Consider the following 16,804-nt stretch of genomic DNA (forward strand, 5'->3'; position numbering starts at 1 on the left):
CTTGTTTATTTACACACGGCCTTGCAAAGGAATGATCGTCACCGTTTCACCGGCTTTTACAGTGTCTACCGCTGGTGAAATTTCGATTAGACAGTTTGCTTCGCTCATTGAACGTAGAATACCTGAACCTTGCTTACCGGTTGTTTTTACTTCAAGCACGCCTGATTCGTTCATTGAGAACACGCCACGGCTGAACTCAGTACGACCTTGACGAGAACGTAATTGCTCAGTCGCTATCGCGTTCGCTTTCACTGGTGTCCAGTTAGTTTGACCTTGTAGCTTGCGGATTGCAGGTTCTACAAAGTTAATGAACGACACCATCACGGCTACTGGGTTGCCAGGTAAACCGAAGAAAGGTTTGTCTTCAATTTTGCCGTAAGCAAGAGGGCGACCTGGACGCATGTTGATACGCCAGAAGTTAATCTCACCCAACTTATCTAACGCGAGTTTGATGTAGTCAGCATCACCAACAGACACGCCACCAGAAGTCAGAACCATATCGGTCTCTAACGACGCAGCATGAAGTACATCCATCATCTTTTGTTCGTCATCTTCGATAATGCCGTAATCAACGATGTCGCAACCTAGCTTTTGAAGCATGCCGATGATAGTGAAACGGTTCGAGTCGTAGATAGAGTTTGGCTTTTGCTCAACGCCCGGTGCCTGAACTTCATCACCCGTTGAGAACACACCCACCTTCACTTTACGCAGAACAGGGCAGGTACCGAAACCTAACGACGCCATCATACCCATTTCTGGTGCTTCGATGCGTGTGCCACGTGTAAAGACAGGTTGGCCAATTTCTAAATCTTCACCGGCCATACGGACATTTTGTCCAACTGAGATTTTCGCATCTGGGAAGCTAACTTTATCGCCATCTTGCACGGCTTGCTCACGCATCACAACAACATCAACGCCATCTGGCATTGGTGCACCCGTCATGATCTTAACAGCTTCACCTTGTTGAACGGTTTTGTCGTAGCTGTGACCAGCCATAACTTCAGCAACAATGTTGTAGCTATCCAATTCAAGATCTTCACTACGAATCGCGTAGCCATCCATTGCAGAATTAGTATTCTGTGGGACGTTGATTGGCGAGATCACATCTTCAGCCAACACACGACCGTAGCCTTGCAGTAATTCAACACTCTCTGTGAGATCAAGCGCGTCAATGCTATCAACAATCTTTTGTTGGCCCTGAGTTACGGTTAAACCTGCTGGAGAGAACGAATCACAACACACCGCGGGCGCTGCGTCTTTTGAAGATGAGCATGACGCTGCTTTGCCTTTTGTAGAGGAAAGGTCAAAGGACTGCGCGTAATCAATGATGAAATCACGAATCGCTTCTAAGTCGTTGATCGCCATTTGAGGTAAGTCAGATTCAACGTGGCTATCAGCAGCAATAGCAATGATGTTGTCATCGTTTTGGTACAACCAAGGTTTACCCACTTCATCACGGTGAAGCTCGATTTTAGGGAAAGCAATGTTCTTACAGCCTTCAACCAAAATCAGATCAAGTGTGTTGGTATCAAAACGAGTCAACAGGTAATCAAAATCGGCTTCTGCTTCTGGAGTCTCAGTCATCATCACATGGCGGTTACGCGAAGCTATCAGCATTTGATTTGCGCCCGCTTTGCGTAAACGGTAGCTGTCTTTGCCCGGCTTATCGACATCAAAATCGTGGTGAGCATGTTTTAGCACACCAACTTTTAAACCCGACTCTGTCAATAAAGGAAGCAGAGCTTCTAATACGGTTGTTTTGCCTGTGCCACTGTAAGCAGCAAACCCCAATAGAGGAAGGTTAGGGCGTTGTTTAGAATCTTTCATTATTGAAGCGTTCCGAATTGGGTGAGTTCTTCTGGCGTGTTGAGATTAACAAAGCAGTTAGGAGAATCGCTAAAATCAACGTATTCCGTGACACACTCTTTGTACAGCAAGATAATTTTACGATCACCACGTTCCAAAAACGCTTCTAACTTTGGTAGAACACGTTTGTGGAATAGGGTGAATACTGGTTGCTTAAATTCGCCATCATGCGCGACAAGAATGTCGCTGTCTTCTTTTACTGCTGCACAAAAACGTTCAACAAGGTCATCACTAATCTGTGGGCTGTCGCAAGGGACAAAGCCGACCCAATCTGTGCTCGCGTTTTTAAGGCCAGCATGAATGCCGCCCAATGGGCCTGGATAGTCAGGGAAAGAATCGGAAACAACCGGTGCAAATGCTTGGTAACTGTCTAAGTTACGGTTGGCATTGATGGTAATGCTGACATCTTGTTGTGACAGCTTGTTAATAACGTATTGAATAAGCGGAGAACCGTTGAGCTCAACGAGTCCTTTATCTTTTCCGCCCATGCGGCTGGCTTGTCCGCCAGCCAAAATAACCCAACTAGTTTGCGTTGGAAGCAGCATAAATATTCTCTTGTGCTTTGTTCTTTTTAATAACTTGCAGAAGCGGTGATTCAGTCAAAGTGTTGTCCTTGATCCACCACTGCTTCTTACACAAATCGGTTAACGCGTTAGTTTGGTGACTTGTAATGACTAAACTCGCGCCTCTCTGAAGAAGATCTTCGGCCATAATCACCAATCTTTCAATAGATTCTTTGTCTAAAGAAGCACTTGGTTCATCCATAAGCAAGATTGAAGGCTTAAGAATCCAAGCACGGGCCATTGCTACGCGTTGGCGCTCACCACCAGACAACACAGAAATGTGCTCATCTGCCAAGGTTTCTAAACCTACCATTCTTAATGCATTAATTATTTGAGCTCGCTTATCTTTTTGACTCTCTTTATTAAAGCGAATGCCATAAGCGACATTTTGGTACACCGAGCCATCAAAAAGGTAAGGGGTTTGGTGGAGATAGATGATGTCTTTAAATTTTAACCGAGGAAACAGGCTATGTTGCCAGCTTTGTGTCGGAGACTGAATACGGCCAGAGCTCGGCTTGATCAATCCTGATAAGATTTTAAGTAGGGTCGTTTTGCCAACGCCATTGTCTCCTTTGAGATAAATGGCATCGTTGGGGCCGATCGACAATTCGGGGATGTGGAACAAAACACGCTCTTTGTAGCGCATTGAAATTTGCTGCGTTGTTATTTTTATACTCATGACAGCGTTCCTAAGTTCTTAAATAGCCTTTTCCTCTCACACTGGAAAGGAAAAAGTTAAGGGCTAATGCCAATGCTAATAACACCATACCGAGGGCGACGCCTTGAGCGAATGCGCCTTTGTGGCTTTCCATGGCGATAGCTGTTGGGATGTTTCTTGTCATCCCCATAATGTTGCCACCCACCATCATTGAACAACCTACTTCTGTGACGATACGAGAGAAGGCAGCAATGGTTGCAGCCAATAGAGGGAAACGAGTTTCCCAAATCAAGGTACACGCGACTCGTGTTGTTGATACGCCAAGAGTGCGCGCTGTTTCTACTGCTCGGCGGTCACTGGCCTGCAGAGCGCCATGCATCATCGCAACTAGGATAGGGAAACAGATCAGCATCTGACCTAGAATCATCGCCTTTTGCGTGAACAGTAATTGCCAATCACCTAAAGGACCAGAACGAGAGAGCATCATGTACATCAACAAGCCAATTACAACAGTCGGTATCGCTTGTAAGGTGTTGATCACCGAAAGCAGCGCCCATTTACCGGGGAATTCGGTGTAAGCCAATAAGAAAGCCATAAGGATTGCAGGAACAATCACTAATGAGATGGCGGACAAAGATACACTGAAGGATACCGCGACGATTTGCCACAATTCGTGGTCAAAACTCACCAGTAGATTCATTGCATCAATCGTTGTTTGCCATAGGGTCATGAAGTATCTCGTTTGAATCGATAATAGGCTTTTATCGGTAGTGTCTGATGTTAATCATAGCTGACACAAACTATTTGAGCCTGTATTGGTCAGCTATTGTTTCTAAGCGTGAATGCCTTTAAAGCAAGACGGTTTTTAAACGTGATTATTTAGGTGGTCTCGTTGACTGTTTAGTTAAGCGTAGCGCTAGTTGGTTAGGGTTAAACCTTCAACGCTACGCTTTACTCACAACCCACGACTCATTTCTTACAACAAGCTATTCTGCGCTTGCAACCAACTATTCTGCGTTTGCAACAAACAGCTGTTTGCCGTGCAGTTTAAAGTCGTTGATCAGTTTCTGGCCTTTAGGGTTAACCAACCAATCACTGAATACTTTCGCTGCTTGGTAATTGATGCTTGGGTAGCGTTCTGGGTTAACAAGAATCACTTGGTAAGGGTTAAATAGGTTCTTGTCGCCTTGGAACAACACTTTAAGGTCAAGTTTGTTTTGGTAAGCCAACCAAGTACCACGGTCTGTCATGGTGTAGCCTTGCATTTCAGACGCCATGTTCAGAGTAGGACCCATTCCTTGACCAACGCTCCGATAGCCGCCAAAGTTTGGCTCCATCTTAGTTTGTGCCCAAATACCCATCTCTTTCTTATGAGTACCAGAGTCGTCCCCACGAGAAACAAACGTCACGTTGTTGTTCGCGATTGCTTTGAACACATCAGCTACTGCTTTTTGAGATTCAATCTTCGCAGGGTCGCTTTGTGGGCCAACGATAACAAAATCGTTGTACATCAGCTTACGAGGTAAAACGCCGTAACCTTTTTCAACGAAGTTCGCTTCAGCTTTTGGTGCGTGAGTCATTACCAAATCAACATCACCGTTTTCACCCATGCGAAGTGATTTACCCGTACCCGCAGCGAGAACATCAACCTTAATACCAGAATCCTTTTCGAACTCAGGCAATAAGTAGTCCAGTAAGCCTGAGTGGTAGGTACTTGTGGTTGTCGCCAATTTGATATGAGTGGTGTCTTCCGCGCTGCTAGCCGTGTAACTGACGATAGATAGAGCTGCAATAGTTAGGGGAATTGCTTTCATTATTATTATGTCCATTCTGTTATAAATGAATGACATGCCTCTATTTTTAAAGGGCTCAAAGAAGGGCATGTGCATAAGACGCTAATTGTTGTAATTAGGAATCTACACCTAATAAGCAAGCTTAATGCCAATAAATAGTGCATCAAATTTCATTAAATTGCTGTTATATCGAACAAAACTGCGTCATTTAGGCTAACAAAATGCATTAAAATATGAGCTAGGACAAAATGTCGCACATTGTCCCTGTCGCACAAAAGGTTAATTGGTACACTCTGTCCCAACTTTCCCCATCGGCTAATCATTATGTCTTTACCTAGTTCACCTGCATCGAACCTCAACCCAAACACATTGACTCAATATCAAGCGTTTTCCGTCTTGGTCGTGGACGATGAAGTAGGGATGCAGGCTATTCTAAAGAAGGCTCTGGGTAAGTTCTTTGGCAAGGTATCGAGTGCAGGATCCGTTGAAGAAGCTGAAATACTGCGTTCGAGCGAACATTTTGATCTCATTGTTCTTGATATCAACCTGCCAGGACGCTCTGGTATTGAGTGGGAAGAAGCGTTTAACGACAACGACAAACGTGCTGATGTTATTTTCATGACTGGCTATGCTGATCTAGAGATGACCATATCCGCGCTTAAGCTTGGCGCTTCAGACTTCATTCTTAAACCTTTCAATTTGGAACAAATGATACAAGCTGTACTACGTTGTATGGATAAGCGCCTTGATCAAAGAATGCAATACGCATTGAAGCGTGATGTTAGCCGTCATATCAAGACCGAGTTAATCGGTAACTCAGATAAAACCAAACAGCTTAAATTGCTGATCAGTCAATTTGCACCCTCTCGAGCATCCGTTCTTATAGAAGGTGAGTCAGGTACAGGTAAAGAGCTAGTTGCACGTGGTGTACATGAAGCGAGTAAACGCACAGGCCCATTTGTGCCAATCAACTGTGGCGCAATCGCCCCAGAACTTCTTGAAAGTGAACTATTCGGGCATACCTCTGGCGCATTTACCGGCGCGAAGAAAAACCGTGAAGGTCTATTCAGAGTCGCAAGTGGTGGCACCTTGTTCCTCGACGAAATTGGGGAAATGCCACTACCAATGCAAGCAGCGTTGTTGCGTGTGTTAGAGCAACGCACTATTCGTCCAGTCGGTAGCGAGAAAGAAATTGCCGTTGACGTACGAGTAGTGGCGGCGACTAACCGAAACCTTCAACAAGAGGTCGAAAAAGGGCACTTCCGTCGCGATCTATTCTACCGACTCAATGTCCTTAAAATCGATGTTGTGCCATTGAGAGAGCGTCCATCCGATCTAATAGAGCTTGTTCCGTATTTCACTCGTCTTTTAGCAAGTGAACTTAGTGTACCGGTTCCAAACTGGGCGCATGAAGACATCTTGGCGATGAATGAATACGAATGGCCGGGAAATATTCGCGAACTCAAGAACCTAGTCGAAAGGTGCATTCTTTTAGACAAGCCACCAGCGCACTATTGGCGCGAAATTAATGGCGATCCTGCGCCCACCAGTATTTCAGTGACGGTGTCACATGGAGCGGAAATACCAAACTTGAATAACGTAGACGCTGCAGAAGGTTATCCCAACACTTGGACACTCAAAGAAGTAGAGAAATCTCATATCGAGCAACTGGTGAGTTTTCATGATGGTAATAAATCCGCAGCTGCAAGAGACCTCGGCGTTGCACGGAAAACGCTAGAGCGTAAATATAAAGATTGGAACACAGAAGGCTCTGAATATGCCGATTAGACGTCATTGGTGGTCAAAGTGGACGTTCCGGTTCAAAACCATGGTGCGTTATCGTCTGTTATTTTTGACGTCAGCGCCGATCATTTTAACTTTATGCGCTTTGGTTGCGATCACTTTGTATTGGTCTGTTCACTATACGTGGCAGGGGGCTTTGATCGATGTTGATGAGCGTTTGGATGTTGCCGACAACAGTATCCATCTAATTCAAAATCAACAGGCCTATAACGTTCAAGCATTCGCTGAGTCTTATAACTTTCGAATCAAACTTACGAGTGATATTTCAAAGGAAGAGCTCACTCGTTGGGTTTCTGAAAACAAATCTCGCTACGAGCTCGACTTTTTGCGCTGGAGAAGTGTTGAGAGCATGGGGAAAAAGCGTGAATACCTCGACCTGACACGCAAAGAATCGTTCTTTAGTGTATTGAGCCAAAATGAACTCAACGATTTAGACCAAAACCTTGCAAGGCAAGCCGAAGTCCCAATGCTCAATAATCAAAACGTTGAAACTCGAGGTTTACTTAGCCGCACTGTTGTGTCAATTCGAGACAAGAATGATCACGTTATTGGTTTTCTTGATGGCGGGATCCTACTTAACAACAGCACACAGTTAGTTGATCAGATCAGCAACTTGATCTATCCACAACGTGATGGTTTTAATCGCCGCATTGGCACGGTTACCGTATTCCTTGATGATCTGCGTGTCAGCACCAATGTGCCATTGAGCAGTGAAGACAGTGCAGGGCGCGCAATTGGTACTCGCGTTTCTCATGAGGTTCATTCAAAAGTATTGAATCAAGGGCAAAAGTGGTTAGACCGAGCATATGTTTACGACGCTTGGTACATCACCGCTTACCAACCAATCCACGACCAGTTTGATAACGTTATTGGCATGCTTTATACCGGCTATCTAATCTGGCCACTCGTAGAGACGTATCTGACTAACCTTGGTGAAATCAGCATCACCATCATATTACTGCTGTTAGCTTCAGGTTTGATCGTACACCGTGGTGCTCGCGATCTTTTCAACCCAATTGAACGCATCCATAAAGTCGTAAAGCTAGTCCAAATGGGGCAAGACAAGCGAATCGGTACGTTGGGTTTGGATGATCAACATGAACTTACGTTGCTTGCGAAACAGTTCGACAAAATGTTAGATCTGCTCCACGAGCGTAATCAAGAGATTCAACAAGCTGCGTCTGAACTCGAATGTAAGGTTCATTCTCGTACTGCCAGTTTAAAAGAGAAAACGGAAGAACTCGAACTGCACATCCAGCTTCTCAACCAAGCTAGAGATAAGCTGGTGGTCAACGAGAAATTAGCCGCATTAGGTGAGTTAACCGCAGGTATTGCCCATGAGATTAATAACCCAACGGCGGTGATTCTTGGCAATGTTGAACTAATGAAGTTTGAACTCGGCGATGAAGTGGGCCGTGTAGACGAAGAAGTCCACGCGATCATGGAGCAGATCGACCGAATCCGAAACATCACACGAAGCTTACTTCAATACAGCCGACACGGTGGTGTACAAGACGAAATTACTTGGCAACATATCAATCCAATTGTCGATGAAAGTATTACACTCGTAAAAACAGGCGCAAAAAAGAAAGGCATTGTGTATGTCTCGCAATTGAATGCTAAAACCTCAGTCGAAGTGAACCGAAACCAATTGCTGCAAATTCTAGTAAACCTGCAAATGAACGCGATTCACGCGATGGACGGACAGGGCACATTGACTATCTCGAGTGAAGATTGGGTTGAAAATGGAGTATCTCATGGGGCTATTGTTCATGTTGAAGATGAAGGCTGTGGTATTAAGGAAGAACAACTGAAACGTATATTCTCGCCTTTCTATACCACCAAAAGAGACGGCACAGGCTTAGGTTTGTCCGTTTCTCAAAGTATTTTGAGCCAAACTGGCGGCGAAATACGAGTTGAATCCGAAGTAGGTAAAGGAAGTCGCTTTAGTATCTATCTTCAGCAAAAAGCCACACCGCAGTTATTAGTGTCTAACCTTTAGTCGTTCATAACGCGAATAGAAAAACACCTCCGCACTTAAGATAAGTTCGGAGGTGTTTTTATTTATGGCCCGTTATTTCAAACAATTACAAGCCATGTCGAACAATTACAAGCGTCTAAAATATGAAAAGCCTAATGCGCTGCCACTGAAATCTTCGGTGGGTTGATGTTGTGCTTCTTAAATTCTTTCATCACACGCAGGGTAATGTCGGTTTCAAACAATTTCTCATACGCGGTGTCCACCACATAAGCCTTACACGTCAACTGTATCGCTAGGTAGTTGTCGGTAATCGTCTGTTTAACCAGAACTGTTACAGGCTTTGGCAAGTGTATGTAACGACTTGAAGACGCGGCTTCTTGAATCAGGTCGCGGGCTAGGGTGATGTCTTCATTCATACCGACGTAAAATGGAATCACCACTTGCATGTCCAATGCGCCATAGTTACCACTGGTGGTCACTTCATTTAAGAACTTGTTGTTCGGAATAGTAATGATGTCATCGTTCAGGGTTCTCATTCGTACCGAACGTAAACCAATGGTGATGATGTCGCCGTAGTTGCCTTCGAACGTGACGCGGTCACCAACCTGAAAGGGTCTGTCAATCATCACAGTGATGCCGGCGATAAACGATGCTGCCAAGTCTTTAAGCGCAAAGCCGACCGACACGGCGAGGGTACCACCAATCAAAGCTAAGATTTGGTCGTTGATTCTAAAACTCATCATGAACACGATAAGACCGGTGCTCACGTAGATAAAGAACTGAGTAAACGATTGCAGCTTTTGTAGCAGCATTCGATATTGCACGAACTGACTACCAAAACTGGTCACTAACGAATTGATGAACTTAAGCAACAACCACATTGCGGCAATAACGATCATGGAAAAGAACACGCCGCTCCATCGCACCAAGCTCGCTATCTTAGAGATATTTTCTACGTTGGCTAACTCTTCCGTCGCAAAGGTCGGGAAACTGACAGCACTTGCCAAGCCAACAAATAGTAGGATAAATAACTTCTTCATTTTACTTCACCAGTAGATGTTGACGATCAAGAACGTTAGTAATGTGGCGGAACCAGTGCTCGGAAATTCGAGCCTTTTCTTCATGCCAACCAATATAACCACGGCTTTCAAAGTAACGCAGGATCCCCGTTATCTCTGCCGTGCTCAGCTGTGTACATTCAGACAACACTTCTGGAGAAGCGATTTCCAGTTGTACAATAGAACGAAGTACAGCCAACATAGGTTTCGGCATATTCTCTAGTTCCTGCGCTTCAGGGACATGGAATAAACGTACTACCGCTTGATCTGTCTCTTTATTTCGGTTCAAAGAGAGCCTAAAGAATCGCAGCGCAACGGTAGGGTTGCCATCAGAGTAGTGCCACAAAATTCGATAGAAACCTTGGCGTGCACGTTCTTCTTCACTCATATCATCTTGGTCCCATTGCTTAGGGACCACTAAGCCATCAAAAGACAGCGGCTTCTCAAGCTCCGTATTGATACGGCTATTTAGAAGTTCACCCACTTGTTTCTCTGTCCAACGCGGAAGGAAGCACACCAAATCAAACAGCAGACGCTCACCACGCGCTCTATCCACAAATCGCCAACTTGATTTGGCGATCGATATCACGACACGGTGGTTCTTTTTAGAACGACGCAGAAGGTTGGTCAAACGAATCAAATCAGACAGACCGCCAACCATTGGTTTCACCAGTCGTTGAGCGTTATCTATCGCGATAAGGTAAGTGGTATTGCTCTTACGAAGGTGCGCTAATATTTGAATTTCAGTTGCTTCTTCTTCCAAGCCAATGCTCACGGCTAAATGCGCTAAGAGCTCTTGGTAACCCGCGTAAGGGCAGCTTACATATACGGGCTCAGCGTTAGATACTTTGTGCAGCAAGGTATAAAGCAGCGTTGTCGCGCCCACACCACGCTCACCTGAAACAATACAGATAGCCGGGCTGTCTGACATCAAGTAGCGAGACAGTTGCTTAACCTCGTCACCGGCATAGTCAATTAACGTACTGTCTATATTACCTGGCAGAATGTATTCATAGGTTTGATCGCCTTTGATTCGAACCAAGTTTTGCTGATTCTTATCGAGATCTGACTGCTTAGCCACTTCGATTCTAAACAGATACGCCAAAGCTTGGCTAAACAGCGTGTAGTTAGACAGAAGGGCCATAATTCGGTGTTGGAGGTTGTAAACGCTCAGCCACACGATACCAATGGCTGTCGCCAATATATTAAGTATGAACGTACCCTTACGGTTTACCGCCCAATTCACCCATACCGGACGTTCAGAAATGTGTTGAAGTGTATCGAAGACCTTCGCTCTCCATAACCTGAGCACTGAAACCGTAACCAATAAAAACCAGAAAAACAGAGCACTATATATCCAACTATAAATCGTGCCTTTGCCTAGCGTAATACTTGATATTTGCAGAATCACACCCGCAACAATGAAGCTCCATACATAACGGCGAATAGTCGATAGGCGCAGCGCAATCACTTCATGATTGGATGTACGACCCAAACGATAAGCAAATTCCAAAATAAAGCTGATGGCAATCGACCCACCTAGAATCCACCAGGTGAAGATCTCAAGGAAAATCAGGTGTTGTAGGCTAGGGATGCTGGAAAGCACTCTTAGTGAAAGCGTAATCGCGATTAACCAAGCAATCGCACGATCAGCGCGGCTGATGTACCAGATCACACGCACTAAGAAAGGAGGGTTCGTTTTCGCTTCAAGAAAATTAATTCTGAACAATTCGATTAAGCGAGTGCTGTTAGCAAGCCACCACACTAAACCGAAATAGATGAACAACACTTTTAACGACGCACCAATCACAGGTACGGGCGAAATAAAGATATCGTTAACTAACGCCTTGAAGCTTCGGATTTGGAAGTATGCAAGATACTCAATATTGAGCTTAGTTAATTCCCATTCTTGCTTAAACTGGGTAACACCATAAGGGCCAAAACCGGTTAAGCGCTCTTTGTTCGCAGAGTTCGTCTGCTCTAGAAGATGTTGTTTACTGACGTTTAAGCTATTCAAAGTGACGTAACTGGTTTGAACCTCAAACCATTGATCGACGTCGTTGTTATCTCTATAAGCTTTTATCTGTTGCTCGAAGATTTTGATTTCCTGCTTTTGAACTCGCAGAACTTCAGCTAACAAGATATTGACTTGGCGTCGGTCCGACGGCTCCATAAAGAGGGGATCGGGTAACGAATCAACTCGAGCATCGAGGTCAACAGCAGAATCGGATACCTGCGGCTGAGATTGTAAGTCATATTCCAAGTTGGCATGACTAGGCCATGAGAGAATGGCTAAAGTGAGGAGTAAGAAGCGCGATAGTGAACGCATAAAAGTCTCTTAGAATTATGAGGTTAGGATTACTATAGTTAGATAATCTTACTTTGTGAAATCCAACCCCGTATCGGGGGCGAGTACTTTATTCCTGTTTCGATCGATTTTGTCATGAAATTGTCAGGGATTAGGCTAGTCTTGGCTATGTCTGTGCCTGCTTTGATCGGGTTGGTTTTACTGTAACTAATCAGCATACGATATATTCAATGGTCGGCATGATTTGGGACGTTATATCTCTCCCATTTTAGGGCGCCGTTTGATATTTTGTTTTCCCTGAAAATCAGCGGCTTTTCGTCGATAAATAGAAAATCAAAAGTGTGAGTCAGCTCAAACTATGATTTGGTTGGGTTATCACTCACTTAATAGCGGGTAATTGCAATCAAGACTTGCAGTTAAAGCCCCGAACAAGTAACGTTGCGGCGTTTTTCACATTAAAAAGGTAACGGCATTGATCTCCACAGCAAATATCACCCAACAATTCGGCGCTAAGCCACTTTTCGAAAATATTTCAGTTAAGTTCGGCGAAGGCAACCGCTACGGTTTAATCGGCGCGAATGGCTGTGGTAAATCGACGTTCATGAAGATCCTATCTGGTGAACTTGAGCCAAGTGCTGGTAACGTAAGCTACGATCCAAACGAGCGCGTAGCTAAACTAAACCAAGACCAATTTGCTTACGAAGAATTCACGGTAATCGACACGGTTATCATGGGTCACAAAGAACTTTGGGCTATTAAGCAAGAGCGTGACCGCATTTACTCTTTGCCTGAAATGAGCGAAGAAGACGGCATGAAGGTAGCTGATCTTGAAGTTCAGTTCGCTGAAATGGACGGTTACATGGCAGAAGCGAAAGCGGGTGAGCTTCTTCTTGCGGTAGGTATTGAAGAATCTATGCACTTCGGTCTAATGAGCGAAGTAGCACCAGGTTGGAAACTTCGTGTTCTATTGTCTCAAGTACTGTTTGCAGACCCGCATATCATGCTTCTTGACGAACCAACGAACAACTTGGACATGGACACCATCAAGTGGTTGGAAGATACGCTAAACCAACGTAACTGCACAATGATCATCATTTCGCACGACCGTCACTTCCTAAACTCTGTTTGTACACACATGGCTGACCTTGATTACGGCGAACTTCGTCTATTCCCTGGTAACTACGATGAGTACATGACAGCTGCGACTCAAGCTCGTGAGCGTCTACTGTCTGACAACGCTAAGAAGAAAGCACAAATTGCTGAACTTCAAACGTTCGTATCTCGTTTCTCTGCTAACGCATCTAAAGCGAAGCAAGCAACGTCTCGTGCTAAGCAGATCGATAAGATTCAACTAGACGAAGTTAAAGCATCTAGCCGTCAAAACCCATTCATCCGTTTCGAACAATCTAAAGAACTATTCCGTAATGCACTTGTGGTTGAAAACCTATCTCAAGGTTTTGAAGAAGACCTATACAACAAGTTCGACGGTATTTTTGAAGTAGGTGAGCGTGTTGCTATCATCGGTGAGAACGGTGTGGGTAAAACAACGCTACTTAACACACTAGCTGGCGCTCTTGAGCCACGTACTGGTGAGTACAAGTGGTCTGAAAACTCAAACATCGGTTACTACGCTCAAGATCACGCACACGATTTCGAGACAGACATGAACTTGTTTGATTGGATGAGCCAATGGCGCCAAGAAGGCGAAGACGAGCAAGTTGTTCGTGGCTTCCTAGGTCGTATGCTATTTGGTCAAGACGACATTAAGAAATCTGTAAAGGTTATCTCTGGTGGTGAACAAGGTCGTATGCTTCTTGGTAAGATCATGATGCACAAGCCAAACATCCTGCTTATGGATGAACCAACGAACCACATGGATATGGAATCTATCGAAGCGCTTAACTTGGCTCTTGAGAACTACAAAGGCACATTGTTCTTCGTATCTCACGACCGTGTATTCGTAGACTCGCTTGCAACTCGTATCCTTGAAATCAAAGATGGCAAAATCAACGATTTCCGCGGTACTTACGCAGAATTATTGAAAGCACGCGGCTAAGCTTTAAGTTAGCCTTAGTTTTCAACTCAATGCGTTGGAAATTAAGCTATCAGCTATAAACCGAAAATTAAAAATTAAAAACGCCGTCATACTGAAAAGCATGACGGCGTTTTTGTATCTTGTATCTAGCTAAGTTTCTATGTATCTATCCTTGAAGGGTCACTAACTCTTTACATCAGAACTTTACAATTAGAAGCGGTTAGTGAATCACCAATCGAACTTACGCTTTTTTCCGACTGCTGATTATTCACCTTTCACATCAAAATCAATCTTCTCTGCGCCAGTGAACACTTGGAAACGCAGGCCTTTAGCACGAGCAATGGTTGTGATACCAAATTGCTGAGCCAAATCTAAACCCATTTGCGTTACGCCTGAACGTGATAACAGAACAGGAATACCCATCTGCGCCACTTTGATGACCATTTCAGAAGTCAGGCGGCCAGTAGTGTAAAAAATCTTATCTTCACCAGACTCTTTGTTAAGCCACATCTCACCAGCCAACGTATCTACCGCATTGTGACGGCCAACATCTTCAACAAACGATAGAACCTTGTCGTCTTTGCAAACAGCGCAACCATGTACCGCGCCAGCTTTCTTGTAGGTGTCGTTGTAATGAGTCAGTGCTTCTAAAGCCGTGTAAATTTCAGATTGCTTAATTTTGGTCTGAGGCACTTGGTAATCTTCCAACTGCTTCATCACGTTACCAAACATGGTGCCCTGACCACAGCCAGAGGTCACCGTCTTCTTCTTAAGCGCTTGCTCAAGCTGGCTCGTATCTTCATTGGTAATGACCGCTGCAGAGCTGGTTTCCCAATCGATGATGATAGATTCAACTGCTTCAGAGTCAGAAAGGAAGCTTTGGTTCTTCAAATAACCCAAGACTAAAGATTCAGGACGCGAGCCGAGCGTCATCAGGGTTACGATCTCTTTCCAGTTCAACATGACGGTAAGAGGGCGTTCACAAGCGATCTGTTTGGTTAGCTTCTCACCATATTCATCAAACACTTCAACTTCGATTGTTTGAAGTGGGTTTTCACTAGTTTTTATTATGTTTGGTTTTACCACAGTCACGTCCTACTTAATGAGATAGCGATTTAAAGAGATAAGAAGTTAACAAGAGGGTCTAACGCCGATCTTGTTCATCGATTCTTTAACTCATGCTTAAAGCAAATCTTATTCCAAAATAACGGGTATTCAGGAAAACATGAAGCATTTGATTAAAATAGCGCAAAATATGGGAGTTCACCGAGTGGAGTTGTATGAAATAACCAGTATCGACTAACGTTAAGTGACAACTTGATAACGAACATTGTAGATGTGCTATTGGAGTTAACCTGTATTGGCGTGTTTATTGCTTGATAGCGCTTATAGGATTGAGCTAAGTACAAAATGTCCTAAGCACATTCAGGCCAAAGAAAATCAATTGGGTGAAGTATGTCTGAGATAAAAGAATTCAAAGAACAATACGAAAAAACAGAAGCAGCTTGGCCAATAGGTGTCCAAAGAATAGAGAAAGAGATCAAAACAGGTATCTGGGTAACCACTCAATGGGAATTGAAGGGGTTTGAACTGTCACCAGAAGATGACGCCCAAGACGTTTGTTTACTTCAGTTACACAAAGACGAACGTACTGACTACCGTTTCAATTTAAGCTCCCAACAACCAAAGCTTTTCTTAGTAATGGATAATGTCGATTCTGATGTTAAGCCCGTCATTCAGTTACTTACTGCCTCACAAACCGTTGCAGGGCAATACATGGACGGTGACAACCAAGTACTTTCCTACGACATTCCTTTGCCCGTACAGGCTTGGATGGAAGCGTTCATCGGTCGTCATGGCGAGTTATTAGAAACAAGACGTAAGAAACGCAAAGGCGCGGGAAGATCAAATGGCAACTAACTTCTTTAGCCGTTGGTCTCAACGAAAGCTTGATGGACCCACTGACGAACCTTTGGAAGTAGAGCAAACACTGGAAGCACCAGAACTCACTTCTTCTGATTCTTCATCTTCTGAGATTTCGTCTGCTGAGCTTTCGTCTGAAATGGAAGCAGCACCTCAGTCTATAGAGAGTGAAGCTTTAGAAACCAATGAAGACGTTCATGTTGCTGACGTTCAAGATCCCGCACCAGAAGCCACTGAAGATTTGTCTGTTGCCCAATTATTGGTATCAGAAGCCTCTGAAAGCGTAAAAAAAGCGGCATTGCGTAAACTATTCCTCTCAGAAGAGTTCAACGTTCGTGATGGTTTAGATGATTACGACGACGATTACAGCAATTTAAAGTCTCTGTCTGAAGGAGTTGCAGAAGCTCTTCGCGATTGGGTAAAAGACAAGACAGAAGAAGACACAGTAAACGAACCTGAACAAGCCGCTGATAATGAAGAAGAAACTTTGATTGATGAGGTTGATGACTCTATTAATGAAGCTGAAGAGACCGAGTCAGAACTCAGTGAAAGTGACGAAATTGCGGGTGAAGAAAGAGGACTGTATAAAAACACAGTGGCCGATAATAAAGCTACAATGTCAGACGAAGCTGACCTGACAGAGGTGGGACAAAATATACCACACAAATAATAGGTACATTTTGACTAAACACTCAATGAACCGCTTGCGACAAAATGTCCCAAGCGGTTTTTTTATACGTACAATAAACGCTACAAAGCATTAAAGTACTGATACATAAGGATTATTAAATTGGCATGGCATTTGCTAAATAACGT

Annotated in this window: 13 protein-coding genes; 5 read left to right on the forward strand and 8 right to left on the reverse strand. The window is 44.1% G+C overall.

Going from position 1 to position 16,804, the window contains the following annotated elements; translation table 11 throughout:
* Positions 1 to 9: 9 nt before the first annotated feature.
* From ACED28_RS10310 to ACED28_RS10330, 5 genes are all read right to left on the reverse strand, one after another.
* Positions 10 to 1,827, reverse strand: coding sequence for a bifunctional molybdopterin-guanine dinucleotide biosynthesis adaptor protein MobB/molybdopterin molybdotransferase MoeA (locus ACED28_RS10310; RefSeq protein ID WP_371709791.1), 1,818 nt, complete (start codon positions 1,825 to 1,827; stop codon positions 10 to 12).
* A complete protein-coding gene (gene mobA, locus ACED28_RS10315; protein ID WP_009846744.1) occupies positions 1,827 to 2,411 on the reverse strand; it encodes a molybdenum cofactor guanylyltransferase MobA in 585 nt (194 codons plus the stop codon). Before mobA ends, ACED28_RS10310 begins: the two co-directional genes overlap by 1 nt.
* Positions 2,389 to 3,108 carry an energy-coupling factor ABC transporter ATP-binding protein gene (locus tag ACED28_RS10320; RefSeq protein WP_009846743.1) on the reverse strand — a complete coding sequence of 240 codons (720 nt, stop codon included), beginning with the start codon at positions 3,106 to 3,108 and terminating at the stop codon, positions 2,389 to 2,391. Before ACED28_RS10320 ends, mobA begins: the two co-directional genes overlap by 23 nt.
* Before the next feature lie 10 nt (positions 3,109 to 3,118).
* On the reverse strand, positions 3,119 to 3,817 hold the full coding sequence (locus tag ACED28_RS10325; protein ID WP_009846742.1) for an ABC transporter permease: 699 nt from the start codon (positions 3,815 to 3,817) through the stop codon (positions 3,119 to 3,121).
* 277 nt (positions 3,818 to 4,094) lie between these two features.
* Positions 4,095 to 4,901 carry a substrate-binding domain-containing protein gene (locus tag ACED28_RS10330; protein WP_009846741.1) on the reverse strand — a complete coding sequence of 269 codons (807 nt, stop codon included), beginning with the start codon at positions 4,899 to 4,901 and terminating at the stop codon, positions 4,095 to 4,097.
* A gap of 303 nt (positions 4,902 to 5,204) precedes the next feature.
* On the opposite strand from ACED28_RS10330, the gene ACED28_RS10335 reads away from it, so the two are divergent.
* Both ACED28_RS10335 and ACED28_RS10340 read left to right on the forward strand, forming a co-directional pair.
* Entirely contained in the window at positions 5,205 to 6,668 is a 1,464-nt protein-coding gene (locus ACED28_RS10335) for a sigma-54 dependent transcriptional regulator (RefSeq protein ID WP_009846740.1), read from the forward strand.
* Positions 6,658 to 8,685, forward strand: a complete 2,028-nt coding sequence (locus tag ACED28_RS10340; protein ID WP_371709792.1) for a cache domain-containing protein — start codon at positions 6,658 to 6,660, stop codon at positions 8,683 to 8,685. Before ACED28_RS10335 ends, ACED28_RS10340 begins: the two co-directional genes overlap by 11 nt.
* Before the next feature lie 131 nt (positions 8,686 to 8,816).
* Here the strand turns inward: ACED28_RS10340 and ACED28_RS10345 are convergent, their stop codons facing one another.
* A complete protein-coding gene (locus ACED28_RS10345) occupies positions 8,817 to 9,704 on the reverse strand; it encodes a mechanosensitive ion channel family protein (protein ID WP_009846738.1) in 888 nt (295 codons plus the stop codon).
* 1 nt (position 9,705) lies between these two features.
* A complete protein-coding gene (locus ACED28_RS10350) occupies positions 9,706 to 12,051 on the reverse strand; it encodes an ATP-binding protein (RefSeq protein WP_371709793.1) in 2,346 nt (781 codons plus the stop codon).
* 451 nt (positions 12,052 to 12,502) lie between these two features.
* Between ACED28_RS10350 and ACED28_RS10355 the strand changes: the two genes are divergently transcribed.
* Positions 12,503 to 14,086, forward strand: coding sequence for an ABC-F family ATPase (locus ACED28_RS10355; protein WP_017103159.1), 1,584 nt, complete (start codon positions 12,503 to 12,505; stop codon positions 14,084 to 14,086).
* 243 nt (positions 14,087 to 14,329) lie between these two features.
* Here the strand turns inward: ACED28_RS10355 and fdhD are convergent, their stop codons facing one another.
* Positions 14,330 to 15,151 (reverse strand): formate dehydrogenase accessory sulfurtransferase FdhD, encoded by an 822-nt coding sequence (gene fdhD / locus ACED28_RS10360; RefSeq protein ID WP_371709794.1) that lies wholly within the window; start codon positions 15,149 to 15,151, stop codon positions 14,330 to 14,332.
* 369 nt (positions 15,152 to 15,520) lie between these two features.
* Between fdhD and ACED28_RS10365 the strand changes: the two genes are divergently transcribed.
* A complete protein-coding gene (locus ACED28_RS10365) occupies positions 15,521 to 15,985 on the forward strand; it encodes a DUF3305 domain-containing protein (RefSeq protein ID WP_135443078.1) in 465 nt (154 codons plus the stop codon).
* Entirely contained in the window at positions 15,975 to 16,658 is a 684-nt protein-coding gene (locus ACED28_RS10370; protein WP_371709795.1) for a DUF3306 domain-containing protein, read from the forward strand. Before ACED28_RS10365 ends, ACED28_RS10370 begins: the two co-directional genes overlap by 11 nt.
* Positions 16,659 to 16,804 lie beyond the last annotated feature (146 nt).

The organism is Vibrio sp. 1F253 (assembly GCF_041439295.1).
Classification (GTDB): domain Bacteria; phylum Pseudomonadota; class Gammaproteobacteria; order Enterobacterales; family Vibrionaceae; genus Vibrio; species Vibrio tasmaniensis_A.